The following is a 17172-nucleotide window of genomic DNA, read 5'->3' as shown; positions in this document are numbered from 1 at the left end:
AGAACTGAAAAAGGGCGCTAAATGTTCAATAACGGAGTTCCACCATTTCATTGCTCACTGTTGCGGGCAGGGCGATGGATTATCTACTGCCCCGCTTTCAGCAAGGAGTTTTGCACAAGCGGTGTAGCCGTAATTGGTAGCCAGGGTGAGAGCCGTCGAGCCTGTGTTATTTTGCTCATTGATCTGTATACCTGGAGCAGCCAGTAACATCTTGACGATCTCTGTGTTGCCACTGTTGGCAGCCTGATGCAGAGCAGTCCAGCCTTTGTTGGTCTTCGCATTGACCTCGATGCCGTCAGCATCCAGTAACAACCTGACAATCTCTGTGTCACCTCGATAGACAGCTAAGTGGAGAGCCGTCCAGCCATCGTTTTTCTTCTCATTGACCTTGATGCCGTCAGCTGCCAGTACCATTTTGATGATGTCTACACTGGCGAATCCAACAGCCAGGTGGAGAGCCGTCCAGCCTTTGTTATTCTTCTCATTGATCCCGCTGTCGTTAGCAGCCAGTAACACCTTGACGGTTTCTGCACTGGCGTATCTGATAGCCTGGTGCAGAGGCGTCCAGCCATCGTTAGTCTTCTCATTGACCTTGATGCCGTCAGCTTCCAGTAACCTCCTGACGACTTCTGTTTCATCGTCGTAGACCGCTAAATGGAGAGCCGTCCAGCCTTCGTCATCCTTCTCATTGATCCTGATGCCGCCAGCAGCCAGTAACATCTTGACGTTCTCTGCATTGCCGTATGCGGCAGCTACGTGGAGAGCCGTCCAGTTTCCGTCATCCTTCTCATTGACATTGATGCCGTCAGCTTCCAGTAACGCCTTGATGGTTTCTGGACTGGCGAATTTGGCGGCAAAATGTAGAGCCGTCCAGCCAATGCAATTCCGCAGATTGACTTTGATGCCGTCAGCGGCCAGTAATGCCTTGACGGTTTTTGTGTGGCCACTCCAGGCAGCAAAGTGGAGAGCCGTTTCGCCGGAAGTATTCTCAACATTGACCTGGATCCCGGGAATGTCCAGTAATGCCTTGACGGTCTCTGTGTGGCCGCAGCAGGCAGCGATGCGAAGAGCCGTATGGTCATGGTAATCAGTGGCATTAACATCCACTCCCCTGGTTTCAATCAGCGTTTTAAGGCCTTTGGTATAGCCCCTGGCAGCGGCGCAATGCAGTGGTTTTATGTCTGCTTCATCGGTGGTATTGAGGTAACTGATGATGATCCTGCGAATGAAACTTGTCATAGGATTCTCTTTGTTATCAGTGCTCCATAAGGTATTAAGACCCGTTCCTTTTCTCATCAGAATGCACTGTATCTCTACATTTTTCGTCAGGACAGCAATATACAAGGCTCCGTAAAGATCTTTCGCGCCCTTGCTAATCAATAGTTCAAGGCATTGCGTTTTCCCCCATCTGGAGGCTTCGCGCAATGCGCCGTCAAGGTCGTTTGCTCCCATGTTGATCAAGGTGGTAAGGCACTGGGTTTTTCCTTGCTCGGCGGCTTCGCTCAGGGCACCGTTAAGGTCGTTTGCTCCCATGTTGATCAGGGGCTCAAGGCACTGCGTTTGCCCCTGCCCAGCGGCTTCATTCAAGGCGTTATCAAGGGCACGCTGGCTGGGTTGGGTGCTGTTCAGGTATTCAAGGAGTTCGGCATTGCCCTCCCGGACAGCGGTGTGCAGTACGTTATCGATATTCACGCCGGCCCCGGTCAGCAGCATTTGCAAGTCAATGGTCTGGCGCTGCCGGGTAGTGGTATTTTGCAGAGGTGTCTCACCATCGTGACCAACGGCATTGACATCAGCATGGCAGTCGACCAGGACCCGGACGCAATCTGTATGGCCGTAATTGATGGCGACAGCTATCGGGTGTTCAGGATGACCGGTGAGTGCTGAACGGTAAGTCCGGTTTGCCAAAGTCTCATCTTCGGCCAGCAGTATTTTCAGCGTTTCCAGATTCCCGGTACGACAGGCATTAAGCATCGGGGATTCACAATAGGGCGATTCGTCGCCAGGGACTTGGCTACCGTCCAGAGGAACCAATGGCAGCGCCGGTTGCATGCATTGACTGCATTGGCGTTCATCAAGCCTTTTTACTTTCTGCTGATCACTGTCCAGCCATTGGGTGATGCATTCCAGGTGGAAAACGTGAGACTCCGGGCAAGAGGCTTTGACCAGTAAATGTCCGCCATATTGTCCTCCGATATTGCTGTCGTCGCCTATACAGTTCGAGCAATTAAAGGAAAAATCTGTGGTGTTGCCGCTGACGCTGTGCATGGCTGAAGCTTACTGTGTGATAAGGGTTGTGGTTAGGACAAACATCGGTAGAGAAAATTCCTTAAAACAGTATTTTGAACGAGGCGTTTTTGATTAAGCTGTTTTAGCCGTTTAATGAATGATCCCGAATTTTATGGCTCATAGTAGATGGCAGAACGGTGGATTAATTGCCCCATTTTCAACAAGAAGTTCCTTACTGGCGGTGTGACCAAACCTTGTAGCCAGGCTCAGGGCCGTATCGCCATTTTTATCCATCTCGTTGACCCGGATGCCGAAAGCGGTCATTAACGCTTCGATGGACTTTGGACAGCCGTATCTGGCAGCGAGGTGGAGAGCTGTCCAGCCATTGGTATTTGTTGCATTGACGTGGATACTCGGAGCCAGCAGTAACGCTTTGATGGACTCTGGATGATTGTATCTGGCCGCGAGGTGGAGAGCCGTCCAGCCATCGTGATCTTTCTCATTAATCTGGATAACGTCAGCTGCCAGTAACGCCATGACGGTCTCTGTTTGGCCATTCCAGGCCGCCATGTGGAGAGCCGTCCAGCCATCGTGATCTTTCCGATTAACCTTGATATCGCGAGCCGCCAGTAACGCCTTGACAGTCTCGGTGTGGCCTCGGCGGGCCGCTAAATGAAGAGCCGTCCAGCCATCTTTATTCCTGGCATTGGTATTGATGCCGTAAGCGGCCAGCAAGATGTTAACGATCTCTGTGTTGCCATTGCGGGCAGCCAGGTGAAGAGCCGTATAGCCGAGGCTATCAGTGCTATTGATATTCACTCCCCTGGTTTCAAGCAGCTTTTCCACGCATTTGCAATGCCCGTTGGCAACGGTGATATGCAACGGCGTTTGACCTTCTGCATCGGTGTCATTGATGTGTGTCGGGTCGCTCAGGAGATTGAAAAATTCCCAGGAACCTTGTCTGGCAGCAGTGTGCAGTACGGTAGCAATATTTGCTCCTTGTTGGGTCAGAACAACCTGGCCCGCGATGTTTTCCGTCAGAACAGCAATGTACAGTGCACCGTTAAGGTCGTTTGCTCCCTCTGTGATCAGAATATCAATGCACTGTGTATGCCCCCGCTCGGCGGCAGCGTAAAGGGCACCGTTAAGGTCGTTCGCTCCCGCAAAGATCAGGATGAAAAGGCACAGCGCCTGCCCCCGTTCGGCAGCATCGCGCAGGGCGGTATTAAGGGCTGGTTGGCTGGGGTGGGTGCTGATCAGGTATCGAAGGAGTCGAACATTGCCCTCCCGGACAGCGGTGCGAAGTACGTTATTGATATTCGCACCGGCCCTGATCAGCATGTCGACGACCTCGGAGCGGCCCTTCCGGATGGCGATACGCAGGGGCGTCTCACCATTGTGACCAGCGGCATTGACATCGGCACCGGCCCTGATCAACATGTCGACAACCTCGGAGCAGCTCTTCCGGATGGCGATACACAGGGGCGTCTCAGCATCGTGACCAGCGGCATTGACATCGGCACCGCAGTCGATCAGAGCCCGGGCACAATGATAATGGCCGTAATTGATGGCGACAACTAACAGGTGTTCAGAATGACCGGTGAGCACCGAACGGTAAGTCCGGTTTGCCAGGGTCTCGTCTTCGCGCAGCAACATCTTCAGTGTTGCCAGCTCTCCGGTACGGCAGGCATTAAACATTACGGACTCACAATAAGCTGATTCGTTGTCAATGACGTTACTCCTGTCCAAAAGAAGCAGTGGCAGTGCCGGTTGCATGCATTGACTGCATTGGCGTTGATCAAGTCTTTTTATCTTCTGCTGATTACTTTCAAGCCATTCGGTGATGCACTTCAGGTGGAAAACGTGGGATGCCGGGCAAGAGGTTTTGACCAGTGAATTCCCACCAGTTTGGCCTCCGATATAGCCGTCGTAGAAACAAATAGGACAATTAAATGCGAAACCTGCCGCGTTCATTGCTTTGCCTGCTTTATGACTCAATTGTGGGTAGGACAAAAATCAGCAGAGAAAATTCCATAAAACAAAACCTGGAATAAGACGATTGTTGTTCAAATCCCTAAGTCAGGCACAAGCCTGCCCGTTTTGCACCGGGCAAAGAAGGTTGTTCACCAGAATTCAAGGGATGGCAACCACAAAAATCTGGCAGCCATTAAAAGCCCTGATTCATTAAGGCGTCGAGAATAGACTGCCCTATGCGGTAATTGCTCCTATCCCAAAGTGAGTGGAATTGCGCCCCGGTTTTGTTCAATGCTTCGGTTGGTCAGTAACAGGAATACTGTTGGATTTTTTGCTGACAGGCTCTTCTGATCCAGAGAGTATAATTTTAAGATCTTTACAATGTTTATCGTTATAATCGTTTTGGCAGAGCGTATTAATGGCTGCGCCAAGAAGAAATCCAGCACCGCTATAAACGACTACAGAATGCCCCAGGAAACAACCCGCAGCACAGCCCAGTAAACATCCCGTGTCGCTGTAATCAGTATTTCTTATCGACCAGGGTTTACTGCATTCTGTTTGTGTGAAATTTGTCGTCTGCATATTACTTATCCCAATACTCTTGCGAACCGTAAAAATAGATGAAACATTCACTAAATCCGTTTTGCAGGTCTTCAGATACATTGAGGTTAGTACAGAGTGTTTCTGGTTACCGTGTAATGAAGGCGCTTCAGTGATGAAAAGTCCGGGGATATAGTCTGAGCCAGAGCCAGTGCCACGACCTTGCTTTTCCCGAGTGGAATATTTTCTTTCCGATCTGGAATTAAGGAAAGTTGCTATTATCTCTTTTTAGTATTTTAGATACCGCCTGATAAGCGTTCTTATCAGGCGGTATAGACTCCTGCCTCGGAAATATTTCCTAACTCAACAGGTTTATTTGCCAATTAGTCAGGTTTGTTTCTCAACTTAATTGGCTATCGGACAGTTGTCTGATCAAGCCGCAAGGTTAGCTGCAACAAATTCCCAGTTCACCAGGGCCCAGAAGCCTTTCAGGTAGTCTGGGCGCACGTTACGGTAGTCGATGTAGTAAGCGTGCTCCCACAGGTCGCAGGTCAGCAGAGGCTTCTGGTCGCCAGTGATTGGTGTACCGGCGTTGCTGGTGTTGACGATTTCCAGGGAACCGTCGGTGTTTTTTACCAGCCAGGTCCAAGAGGAACCAAAGTTGTTAACGGCCATGTCAGAGAATTTGGCAACAAACTCATCATAAGAGCCAAAAGCTTTGTCGATAGCTGCTGCCAGTTCACCAGAAGGCTTGTCGCCACCATTGGGGCTCAGGCAGTTCCAGTAGAAGGTGTGGTTCCATACCTGGGCAGCGTTGTTGAAGATGCCGCCTTCAGACGTCTTGATGATCTCTTCCAGGCTCTTGTTTTCCAGCTCGGTGCCTTCAACCAGACCGTTCAGTTTGACCACGTAAGTGTGGTGATGTTTGCCGTAATGGTAATCCAGAGTTTCCTTGGAGATATGTGGTTCAAGGGCATTGCGCTCGTAGGGCAGCTCAGGCAGTTGAAAAGCCATTTGTGTTCTCCCGCTGTGGTTGGAATAGTATTGGTTTCGTTCAGAGACCTGATTTTTCGCAAAGCGATAGTAGCACCGTGGCTACTACGAATCCATGTGGGATGTATCTTGAGGTTTGCCGCAGAAATTTCAAGTCCAACTCACTCCTTTACGTTGAATAAAAAGGTTGGGGGCAGGATTTCTTTCTTTTACAATAGTTCCTCATTTGTTCAGAACAACCAGGAGCCGGGAACACCGTTTCGTCCGAGTCTAATAAATACACAAATTGATCGGTGTTTTTGATGGAAAGCAGTGAGTATGCAAGAGGATAACAAGATTTATCAGTCAAACCAGGACTTATCCATAACCGCTGACCAGCGTCCTTCCAGGCACCGTTCCACAGGCTTCGGGCCAAAAAGTTTCAGTAAATCCGCAGCCAACGGTAAAAGCAGCGGTGCGGGCTATCTGGTCTCGGGTGTTCTGTTTGTGCTTCTGGCTGGTGTTACTGCTGGCGGTTACTGGCAGGTGACTGAGTTGCAGAAGGCCCTGAAGGAGACCCGGCAGGAGCTTCAGGCAACCCGGGATCAACTGGGGCTGGTGACCGGGCAGGTTTCTCAAACCGGTGAGTCCATTAACCAGAGTGACTCCATCTTCCGCTCAGAACTTAAAGAAGTGAACTCTGAAATTCGCAAGCTCTGGGATGTTGCTAACAAAAGAAACCGTCAGTGGATTAATGAGAATAAAGATAAGATTGACCAGGGGGCGAAGAAAGTAGACCTTGCTGTCAAACAGTTTGATGCGGCTAAAAAGTCCTCCGAGCAGGCGGTCTCAAAGCTGAATGAGCTGGACCAGGTCATTAAGGCTGTGACCACTGAGCAGCTGGTTGCCAATTCGGATATGGTTAGCCGTGTTGAAGCACTGAAAGCTGAAATTGATGGCTTAAAGAGCACTTTATCTGCACAGCAGAGTGTCGAGCAGCAAATAAAAGCCTCTGCGCAAACCCAGGATGAACTCAGTAAAAAGCTGGGCGCTTTCCAGAGCCAGGTCTCCCTGCGGTTGCAACAGCTGGAAAACACCCTGCGGGATCTTGGAAATCCGAAAGAGAAGGGGCTGACAATTCAGTAGTGGTTAGCTACTTAATGCCCTGGAAAGAAAAAGGCGGTGAGCATGGACAGTTTTGGTTTATTTGTCAGGCTGCCAACCACCGCAGGACTGCATGGATGCAGGTACCAGGGCAATCTATTTTCAGACTAGTCAAAAAAATGTACTGAATGGATTTTTAAAAGGTTGTTGTTTGAGAATTTAAAAAAAACTGTTCAATCTGTTCGGTTTTATTGATAACTGTTCTGAGTTTTCATTTAAAGACTAAATAAGCCCTTCTATTCTGCTAGCCTGAAATTAAATAAGTGTAATCATGGATTAATCAGACTCCAGCAACCGGATCTGATGATGTTTTTCAACTGATTGCCTGCTGATAGTTAAGGACAACAAACAGTCAGGACAGGTTATGAGTAATGTCAATGGGCCAAGAGGAACCAGCTTTTCAACACTGCCAGAACTCCTCCGGGGTGATCATCAGGAAACTGATAAGGATAAAGGTGATATAAGCGCTAAACCCCCTAGATATATCCAGTCTGACTTGAGACGTCCAGATCATTCAAGCACACCATTTCGTGCCAGAAGTATTCGCTCGGTTCCTGTTCTTGATATAAAAATCAGGGGATTGCTAAAGTCTGATCATTTTCGGGATGTGGAAAAAGCATTAAACAGTGGTGGTGATATAAAGGCTGACGGTCGAAATCTACAGTTAGATCGGGATGAAGTTAAGAACATATTAATAGATATTCAAACCAAGTCAGCAAAAAAAGAAGTCGATCTGGATGCTGATTTCTCAGTAAAGCTGAAAAACCACCTGAATGATCTTAAAAGAGTGGATCTAAGCAGCCCAAAAGAGCTTGCACAAATCATTGTTTCATCAATGGATGATATCCGGGATTGGCATTTTAACGCAGGCTACGACAAAACGTTAATCACAGGCAAACAACTGATTGATTCTGAAGGAAAGCTTAGAGATATACTCAGCAATTACAGTGTTGGAAATCCGGGTGTAACAAAGCAAGAAATTATAGCTCCAGCCAGGGGTGAAGTATCAGGTGATGAGTCGCACCCTGAGACTCCTGCTTCAGCGGATGGCCAGACAGCATCAGCTGAGCGCAGCGGCACCGTGACCAGACCGGATGGTGAGAAAACATCGGCCGTAATCAGTGACGATGCCTTGATCGCGACAAATGGGCATGAAGTGCCTGTGGTGACCAATAAGGCCAAAGATGAAGGTGGGGAATCAGGTTATAGGTCTGACGTTACTTCTTCTGTATCTCCAGTTGATAAAAGAACTGAAACCAGTTCAACGTCTTCAGCGCGGCGAGCGTCCACAACAGGCACTCAAACCTTACCGGTTTCTGATTCACCCGGGCCGATCTCTGAAGAGACTGGAAAAAGTCCGGATGTGAATGAAACCAGGAAATCAGTTGATAGTTCTAGTGTTGCTTCTCTTTTGCCCTCAACTGGCCAGGGAGCTGAAACCAGTCCTACGTCCATAGCGCGGCGTTCGTCCACTACTGGCACTCAGACCTTACCGGTTGCTGAGTCAGACGGGCCGATGCCTGAAGGTACGGGGAAAAGTCCGGTTGTGAATGAAACCGGGAAATCAGGTGATGGTTCTGACGTTGCTTCTCTCTTATCTCCCGTTGACCAGGGAACTGCAACCAGTCCAACCTCCGAAGCGCGGCGTACGTCCACTACAGGCACTCAGACTTTACCGGTTCCTGATCGCTCACCCGGGGCGATCTCTAAAGGGACTGGAACCAGTCCGGTTGGGGATAAAGCTGAAAAATCAGACGAAGGTTCTGACGTTGCCTCTCTTTTATCTCCAGTTGACCAGGAAATTAAAACCAGTCCAGCGTCCGAAGCACCGGGGGCGTTCATTACAGGCAGTCAGACCACATCGGTTCCTGATTCGCTCAAGCCAATGCCTGAAGGGACTGAAACAAGTCTGGTTGGGGATGAAGCCAAGAAATCAGGTGATGGTTCTGACGTTGCTTCTCTTTCATCTTCAGTTGACCAGGGGACTGGAACCAATCCAATATCCTTAGCGCGGCGTGCGTCCACTTCAGGCACTCAGACCTTCCCGGTTCCTGATGGCTTACCAGGGGCAATACGTGAAGGGACTGAAAACAGTCCGGTTGTGGATGAAGCTAAAGGACAAGGTGATGATACTGATGCTGCTTCTCCAGCATCTTTAGTTAATCAAGGAACTGAAACCAGTCCAGAAACACTCGGGGCGTCCAGTACAGGCAGTCAGACCACATCGGTTCCTGATTCGCTCAAGCCAATGCCTGAAGGGACTGAAACAAGTCTGGTTGGGGATGAAGCCAAGAAATCAGGTGATGGTTCTGACGTTGCTTCTCTTTCATCTTCAGTTGACCAGGGGACTGGAACCAATCCAACATCCTTAGCGCGGCGTGCGTCCACTTCAGGCACTCAGACCTTCCCGGTTCCTGATGATTTACCAGGGGCAATACGTGAAGGGACTGAAAACAGTCCGGTTGTGGATGAAGCTAAAGGACAAGGTGATGATAATGATGCTGCTTCTCCAGCATCTTTACTTAATCAAGGAACTGAAACCAGTTCAGAAACACTCGGGGCGTCCAGTACAGGCAGTCAGACCTCATCGGTTACTGATTCACCCAGGTCGATGCCTGAAGAGACTGTAAAAAGTCTGGTTGGGGATAAAGCTGGAAAATCAGATGAAGGTTCTGACGTTGCCTCTCTTTTATCTCCAGTTGACCAGGGAATTAAAACCAGTCCAGCGTCCGAAGCACCGGGGGCGTTCATTACAGGCAGTCAGACCTCATCGGTTCCTGATTCGCTCAAGCTGATGCCTGAAGGGACTGAAACAAGTCCGGTTGGGGATGAAGCCAAGAAATCAGGTGATGGTACTGACGTTGCTTCTCTTTCATCTTCAGTTGACCAGGGGACTGGAACCAATCCAACATCCCTAGCGCGGCGTGCGTCCACTACAGGCACTCAGACCTTACCGGTTCCTGATGGCTCACCCGGGCCAATGCCTGAAGGGACTGGAAACCGTACAGTTGAGGATGAAGCTAAAGGGCCAGATGATGGTTCTGACACTACTCCTCCAGCATCTTCAGTTGATCAAGGAACTGAAACCAGTCCAGAAACACTCGGGGCGTTCAGTACAGGCAGTCAGACCTCATCGGTTTCTGAGTCAATCAGGCCCATGCCTGAAGAGATTGAAGCCGGACAGGGTGAAGTTGGCGAGTCAGGTGATGGTTTGCGCTCTGTTACGCCTCTTTCCTCTCCAGTTGACACAGGAACTGTGACGGGTCCAACGACCGGGGCAAAAGGAGAAGACGACGAAAACAGTCCTACCCAACAGTTTGCTGATGCCTCAACCAATGCGATACCCGATACCACCAGTCGTGGAACCGGCACAACACCCGTAGCGAAAGTAGAAGACGACGAAGACAGTACACCTCGACAGCTTGCTGATGCCCCTATCAATGGGATACCCGAGACCAACAGTCGTGAAACCAGTCCGGAGCTTGCAGCTTCAGAGATGACCGCTACCGGTAGTCAGAGCTCACCGACTACTGATGACTCAATCAGTAAGATGCCTGAAGAGGTGGGAGTCAGGCAAAGCCCGGTTGGGGGTGAAGCTGAGGAATCAGTGGGTGGGTCGCGCCCTGTTACTCCTCCTTCCTCGCCAGTGGACACAGAAACCGGAACCGGCCCAATACCCGTAGCGAAAGGGGAAGACGACGAAAACACTCCACCGAGTCAGTTTGTTGATGCCTCAACCAATGCGAAACCCGAAACCACCAGTCGCGGAACCAGTCCGATTTCCAGGGAAGTTGATGTCTCAACCAGACAGACCCCTGAGGGTGCTGAAGACAACAAAGATACAGTCAGGAATGAAGCTGAAAAATCAGGTCTTACTCCTCCTCCATCTGCAGTTGACAAAGGGGTTGAAACCAGTCCGAAGCTTGCAGCTTCAGAGATGACCGCTACCGTTAGTCAGACCTCACCGGCTACTGATGACTCAATCAGTAAGATGCCTGAAGAGATGGGCGTCAGACAAAGTCCGGTTGGGGGTGAAGCTGAGGAATCAGTGGGTGGGTCTCGCCCTGTTACCCCTCCTTCCTCGCCAGTGGACACAGAAACTGGAACCGACCTAATACCCGAAGCGAAAGGGGAAGACGACGAAAACAGTCCACCCCGACAGTTTGCTGATGCCTCAACCAATGCGAAAACCGAGACTGCCAGTCGTGAAACCAGTCCGATGCCGGAGACTATTGACGACAAAAGTAGTCTAATGGCAGCGGCCTCAGGAGTGAACGGTGATAACACACCAGCACCCGTATCATCAGAGCATACTGACAGAAATGATCAAGCAGTTACTGTAGATCCAACCAGTAACACTTCTAAGGTGACTGAAGAAAGCAACAGTCGAGCACCAGCAGACCGTCCAGAGGCGACTTCTCCAACTGCACCGGATCTGGAGCCCGAGGAATTGGAGCAGTATTTAAACACTGTTCCCGTTAACCAGGAAGCGGTTCAACTTTCCGGGGTTCATCAGAACACGGTTGCCCTGCAACAAGCGGTAAACAGTATGGCCGCTAAAGTAGAGCAGTTTAATAACTGGAAGGATGCAGAGATATCAAAGAAAGAGATTACCTGGCTGGAGGGAGCGGATAGAAAGCTTGAGCCAAGTAATACCCGTTTGCGAAATGCGATTGCCGGGCAAATTCAAACCTTGGGGAAAGATATAGATCAGACCGTTAAGGATTTTAATCATAAATATGGCAATCGCCCTAAAGAGTGTAAAGTACTTGAAGATAGAGCGAGCAGTATCAAAGAAAGTCTGCAGCAGCAAAAAGACAGTATTGATCAATCAAACCGGGCAATAACGGGACCAGCAGTCCAAAAGTGGCTTGCAGATCTGGATAAGACCAGCACTAACTATCCCAAAACTGCTGACTATATGGAGAAGGTGTTACCAGACCTGGCCAGTGTATTTGCATCTAATAATGGAGAAGCGTGCAGTTACCTGGCGGGTCAAACCATTGATCGGGTGTCCAGGGAGTTAGTCAGAAGATGTAACGCAGAGGTTGCTAAAGTTCCCGGTGGTGAGGAGCGTCATTTGCAGCTGCAGAAGCTTTATATGCAGTATGCCCAGAGATTACAGCAGCTCGACCCACAGAGAATTCCCGCCCGTGTTCATCAGGGAAAATTGAGTATCAGAGGTGAGCAATTTGCCTCAGAAGCTATCCGGCAACAGGAGGCAGAACTGGGTAAGGTATTTGGTGACCCGCAAACCGACGCTGAGGTTTCAGGTCCAAGTACGTCAGCCGGTGAAAAACAGGCCGCCAGGCTGATAGAGGATGCCCGCATCAGGCCCAGGTTACTGGCGCTGTTGAACAGCCTGAAGCCAGCGCAGGAAGGCATTACCAATACCGCCGTGGAAAAGGCAGAGGACCTGGATGCTGCATTGACAAAAGGGTTGCTGGATATTCGCGATCAATTCAACCTGCATCCTATGCCGGGTAAGTTCGCTGTTCTGGAAGCCTGTCAGAGTGATCTGAAAAAGCCCAATTCCAAACTGGCTGCTGAGTCAGTTAATCAGCACAACGGTAAATTAACTGCAAAAGATGGTCAGCCCAGATATAAAAAACTGGAAGAACGTTGTGATGGTTTACTGAAAAAGCTGGACAATGCCAGGGATTTTCCGGAAACAACCGGCCAGAAACTGGCGTTTATGGAGGCATTTCACCAGAAAAGCATCTTCGATTATGAAGCCTTAAAAGATGGTGCAGCGACCACGGAAGGATCTTTTACGGTCACCAGGCTTGGCAGAGGTAAAGGCCCTCTGAGTGAGTTTTTTGCTGGCGTACCCAATGCCAACTATCGAAAAGCGGATGAAGGGGCAGAAAGTATAGCGATCGATGGCGGCAAACCGGAAGGCATTATCTTTGAAAAAAACCGGGCTGGTGACTGGCATGGCATGCTGGGTACCAAACATTATACATTACACCCCCGCTTTCTCTACGAGTACCCGAAAAGCAATATTCCCTTTGCCGACAACTGGTTGCCAGTGAGAGCAGATGATGGCAAGCCAGCCATTCTGGTTTTGCAGACTACGGCACAGGAGCCCCGGTATTTCCTGTATGAGCCGGATGGCAAAGGAGAGTTAAAGCCCAAATCTATAGATGCTACCAGTGACGATGAATTGGTCGATGCCGAGTTTTTGCTGCGGGCAGCAAAAGGCCCTGGTCAGGCCTTCTTCAATAACAAGCCAGATGAGGTTGACAAGGCCAAAGCCAGTGCGCTCAGAGGTGGCGTACAGTCGGTCCGCGACAAGTGGAATAAAACAAAGAATGCGCAGAAAAAGCTGGCTTCGTTATATCACCAAACCCGCATTGACGTGGAAAAACGATCCAGTGATGGAGCTCTACAGGAATTGATTGGTACCCAGGATCAAAGCGAGCTTCTGGCGGGGCGGAAGGTAAGGAAGAGTCAATACACCGATCTTCAGAACAAAAAAGAAAATGAAAAGAAGGTAGGGACTCATCTGGAAAATGCCAGCTTGAAATCAGCGGATCAGCGCTATCAAAACCTCTCGCCAGATACCAGTTTTGATCAGGTTGGCAAAGGCTATTATGAGCAGTGCCGGAAGAAATTTGGCAGTAATGAGCTGATTGAACTTGGTGAGAAAAACCTCAAGGTGTTCAAAGCGGGGGCTTTTCATAACATGTCGGTATTTGCCGGTTGTGAAATTAAACCGGATGCACCGGAATGGTCAGACGGCTCAATCCATGAGGTTGCATCGAATTTTGACAAGGTGGTCAAAGTGAATCGGGACCGGCAGCTGCGGTTGAGCGAGGGCGTCGACTATCTGACCAGAAAGCTGGGTACTGCTATTAGAGATAAAAATAAAGATAAAGAGCTGGATTTTTACCGGGATGATGAACTGGTCGATTTTGCGATTAATCAGTTTAAGAACGGGCATCTGCCAGAGTCGGTCGGGGTAAATCGCGGCACATTCTGTGATGACCTGGTACAACTGATGCTGGTGAAGAATGAGCGCGATTTCTGTCGTAGCATGGGGCAGCGTATGGACGCTCTGAAAGAAAAACTGGCGGTGGTCAGGAGTGAGCGCTTTGACAGCCAGCAGATGCCTGATGATGAGTTTAAAGGCACCTGCCAGGCATTGAATCTGGATATGGCGCTACTGGCTGGTGCACAGAAAGAAGCCAGTGAACGAATCGAGTCTCATTACCGTCGTGGTCTGGATGAACAAAGCCGGGCCATGATTTCATTTGAGCAAGGCGGGCTGGTCCTGCGTGGCGATCAGCCAAAGATGGCTGAAAAAGCATTTAAATTTGTGCAGAAAATGGAGAAAGGCAGGACGTCAAAAGGTAATACATTGGTGTTCCAGCTGGGTACCGGTTACGGTAAAAGTAAAACAATTATTCCCCTGGTTGCCGATCAGGCCTGCAGGAAAGATCATCCTGTTCGGATCATTGCGCCAGCCAATAACCAGGCTGAACTGGACCACTCCCTGACAGGTTATTTTGCTGATTCCGGCGTAACCTACCGCAGGCTGGATCTGTTTAAAGATTTTGTGCCCAAGTCCGGCGCTCCCGAGAAATGGTGGTCACCGGCGGTGTTGGAGGATATTAAAGCGCAGGTGAGTGCGAAAGCCCCGCTGGGTATCTCCACCAAGGATGTCCTGCTATTAATGACGCTCAGGGACCGACTGAAAACCATTGATGCGGCAGACTACCAGGCGCACTGTAAAGAAACCCCGGCTACGCTGAAAAAAGAGATTCGCTTATTAGACGACATTTTGGATGCATTGCAATACGACGGGCTGAAGGTTGTTGATGAGTATGACCGGTTATCCACACCAAGCAGTAGTGATGAGTTTAAGGAGCAGGCCGCAGATACGAGCCGCGCGCAAAGCGTGCTCGGGACGAAACCGATAAATGAACGCGAAGTGGCCGAATTGCTGGCAGCCTTTTTGAGCGGCAGTAAGAATAAAGTCTGTCTGTCAGCCACCATGGGAACCGGTTTTACCATGGCAGGGTTGACGAAATCGGCCACCGTTCAAGAGGCAGCGAAAAAATGCGAATCGAACGCCATGACAACCCAAGCCAGACTCTTCAACTGGCTATCGAAAACCACGCCTGTCTTGTCCGGTGATACATCCGACCCGGAGAATAGAATTAACGTCCTCAAGCAGGTGATGGAGCGTTCCGGTAAGGATAAACAGATCATTCTGTTTGATGGTAACCATAATGGTGAAGACCGGTTCATGCACGTAAAGAAGGATTATGACTATCTGAAAGAAGCACGAGGTGGCAAGGCTCGGGGGCTTTTGTACTACAACGATCAGAAACAGCTCTGTTTGTACCATCCGAAACAGGAAAAATACCAGCAATCAGACGCCGTGGTTTCACCGGAATTGGAGGCGTTGATACGAAAGAACCCTGAGGATTACGACGTTCGCCTTGACAAGACGCAGGGTACCGGAACGGATTGTCCTCAAAGTGCGACCAGTGTCGGTATCCACCTTGGCTTGCTTGAAGATGACAACAGGCGCGGCAATATAATGGCCCAGGAGTTTGGTCGATTCTCTCGCAAGTCGAGCCCTTTAAATATAAAAGGGGGGCAGGAATTCTTTATGGTGCTTAATACGAAATTCTTGCCACCCAATGGCAGCGTGAGCCACGAGTACCGTGAGAAGCAGAAAGAACTGACCAATGCCTGTGAGCGAGCCGATAAGCGCGCTCAGGAAGCGATGGCGAAACTGCTGGGCGAGTTAGACAATAAGGTGAGTCCTGAGCAGTTACGAGTGATCCATGCCAAACTGCATGTTTCGCCTCCGGATGAGGACGGCCAATATGACACTAACCTTGAACGTGATCTGGGAACCTTTCTCAAATCCTGGGAGTGCAATGTCTTTCCCCATTCAGTGAAAACCGCTCTGGCGGATTTCAAAAGAGCCCAGTGGTATGGGGAGAATCAGTCTCAGGAAACCATAGCTACCATGATGGCACTTCGTGAAGATTCATCGTTTGTAAAAGCCTGTGAGACAAGCTTTGAGCGAGGGAGTAAGCGCGCAGATGTTGATGAGATTTTATCCAATGCTCATACCTGGCGCGGTGACAGGGCCAAAAAGGTACTTGGTAAGGTTGAGCTTGGCCAGGTCATCACTCCGGTGGGAAGTGCGGGTGAATATAACCATCAAGTGTATGTTAAGGAATTTGAAGGTCAGTTGAGAAGCAAAGTTCATAAAGAGTTACAGAAAATAGAAAGGGAGAGCTTTAATAACTTTAATAAAGACGAATCCCTTGAGGCCGTTGCCAAAAGCGAGCACATGGATGATGAAATTAAAGAATGTATTGCTAAATTACAGGCAAGGGGAATCAGGCCAGATTCTCAGACAGTGATACATAACATTCCACAGGAACTCAAAGAACATTGCGGCCAATTGTGGGCAAAGGCTGATCATTTATATTCAGAAATTGATAGTCTTTGCAATAAAGGTAAGCCCATTGAAAATAAGCGGAATAAAGATATCGGACTTGTGGCCACTTCAGGATGGGATAGAGTCGCCGCAGCCAAACAAGAGCTGGATGATAAGCTCCGGGCAGTGCAAGAACGTGGAGATTTAGCCACACTCACAGAGTTTTGCCGGGAGCAGGGCAGTGCCGTAGAAGTATTTTATCATGAACTGGCCAAGGCATTATCTGCTGTTACATTTGCCTCGGATAAGAATAATAATAATAATTTCGGAAAGTTGTGTGGATATCTGGGAGAAGTAATGCCGGGGCTTAAAAAACAATTCAGAACCGTAAATGATAGAAAAGGTTATCTCTATCCAGCGAAAAAAGGTCCACATCCTACCGCAATCATGTTGACTCAAAAGTCCGGATTACCAACCAAAGAATGGGACTGGCATGTCACTGTTGAAAAATTAGATGATCGATTAAAGAACCAGCTTGTTGCTCTTGACGATATGAGAAAAGAAGATAATGCCAAACAAATGGCCAGGGCAGAGTTAAGCATAAAAGGAGGTGTTCAATTGACGAATTGTCTGGGACGGATTCAGGACGAGCTGTTGGCCGCTAATAAAAGATATAGAAAAACACTGGTAAAAGATGCTGCGCGTACCCAGGATGCAATCGATAGAAGAAAAACAATCAAGTTGTAATGATGATTTCATATGGTTAGCTACTTAACTGTTGTTGGAAACGTTTGAATAGATTCGAGTTGCTCTATTTGAGTTCAATATTACAAGTATTCAGATGATGGTGTCTGGTTTTTATATTTAAACAAACAAGGCGTGAT

6 protein-coding genes are annotated in these 17172 nt (G+C 49.1%); 2 read left to right on the top strand and 4 right to left on the bottom strand.

Going from position 1 to position 17172, the window contains the following annotated elements; all coding sequences use genetic code 11:
* Window positions 1-54 precede the first annotated feature (54 nt).
* The 4 genes from ACO6UY_RS03930 to sodB all read right to left on the bottom strand — a co-directional run bounded on the left by ACO6UY_RS03930 (window position 55) and on the right by sodB (window position 5757).
* Window positions 55-2268 carry an ankyrin repeat domain-containing protein gene (locus ACO6UY_RS03930; RefSeq protein ID WP_422450510.1) on the bottom strand — a complete coding sequence of 738 codons (2214 nt, stop codon included), beginning with the start codon at window positions 2266-2268 and terminating at the stop codon, window positions 55-57.
* Window positions 2269-2406: 138 nt separating this feature from the next.
* Window positions 2407-4203, bottom strand: coding sequence for an ankyrin repeat domain-containing protein (locus tag ACO6UY_RS03925; RefSeq protein WP_422450511.1), 1797 nt, complete (start codon window positions 4201-4203; stop codon window positions 2407-2409).
* Between the two features lie 288 nt (window positions 4204-4491).
* On the bottom strand, window positions 4492-4866 hold the full coding sequence (locus ACO6UY_RS03920; protein ID WP_422489121.1) for a hypothetical protein: 375 nt from the start codon (window positions 4864-4866) through the stop codon (window positions 4492-4494).
* 309 nt (window positions 4867-5175) lie between these two features.
* A complete protein-coding gene (gene sodB, locus ACO6UY_RS03915) occupies window positions 5176-5757 on the bottom strand; it encodes a superoxide dismutase [Fe] (RefSeq protein ID WP_422489120.1) in 582 nt (193 codons plus the stop codon).
* 297 nt (window positions 5758-6054) lie between these two features.
* Here sodB and ACO6UY_RS03910 point away from each other — a divergent pair, with 297 nt between their 5' ends.
* Window positions 6055-6861 (top strand): hypothetical protein, encoded by an 807-nt coding sequence (locus ACO6UY_RS03910; RefSeq protein WP_422468745.1) that lies wholly within the window; start codon window positions 6055-6057, stop codon window positions 6859-6861.
* 382 nt (window positions 6862-7243) lie between these two features.
* Window positions 7244-17035 (top strand): hypothetical protein, encoded by a 9792-nt coding sequence (locus tag ACO6UY_RS03905; protein ID WP_422489118.1) that lies wholly within the window; start codon window positions 7244-7246, stop codon window positions 17033-17035.
* Window positions 17036-17172 lie beyond the last annotated feature (137 nt).

Origin of the sequence: Endozoicomonas sp. ALE010 (genome assembly GCF_049310165.1) — a bacterium.
In the GTDB taxonomy this organism is placed as follows: domain Bacteria; phylum Pseudomonadota; class Gammaproteobacteria; order Pseudomonadales; family Endozoicomonadaceae; genus Endozoicomonas.
The sequence above is the reverse complement of the archived record's forward strand: the minus strand, read 5'-3'. Positions and strand labels throughout refer to the sequence as shown.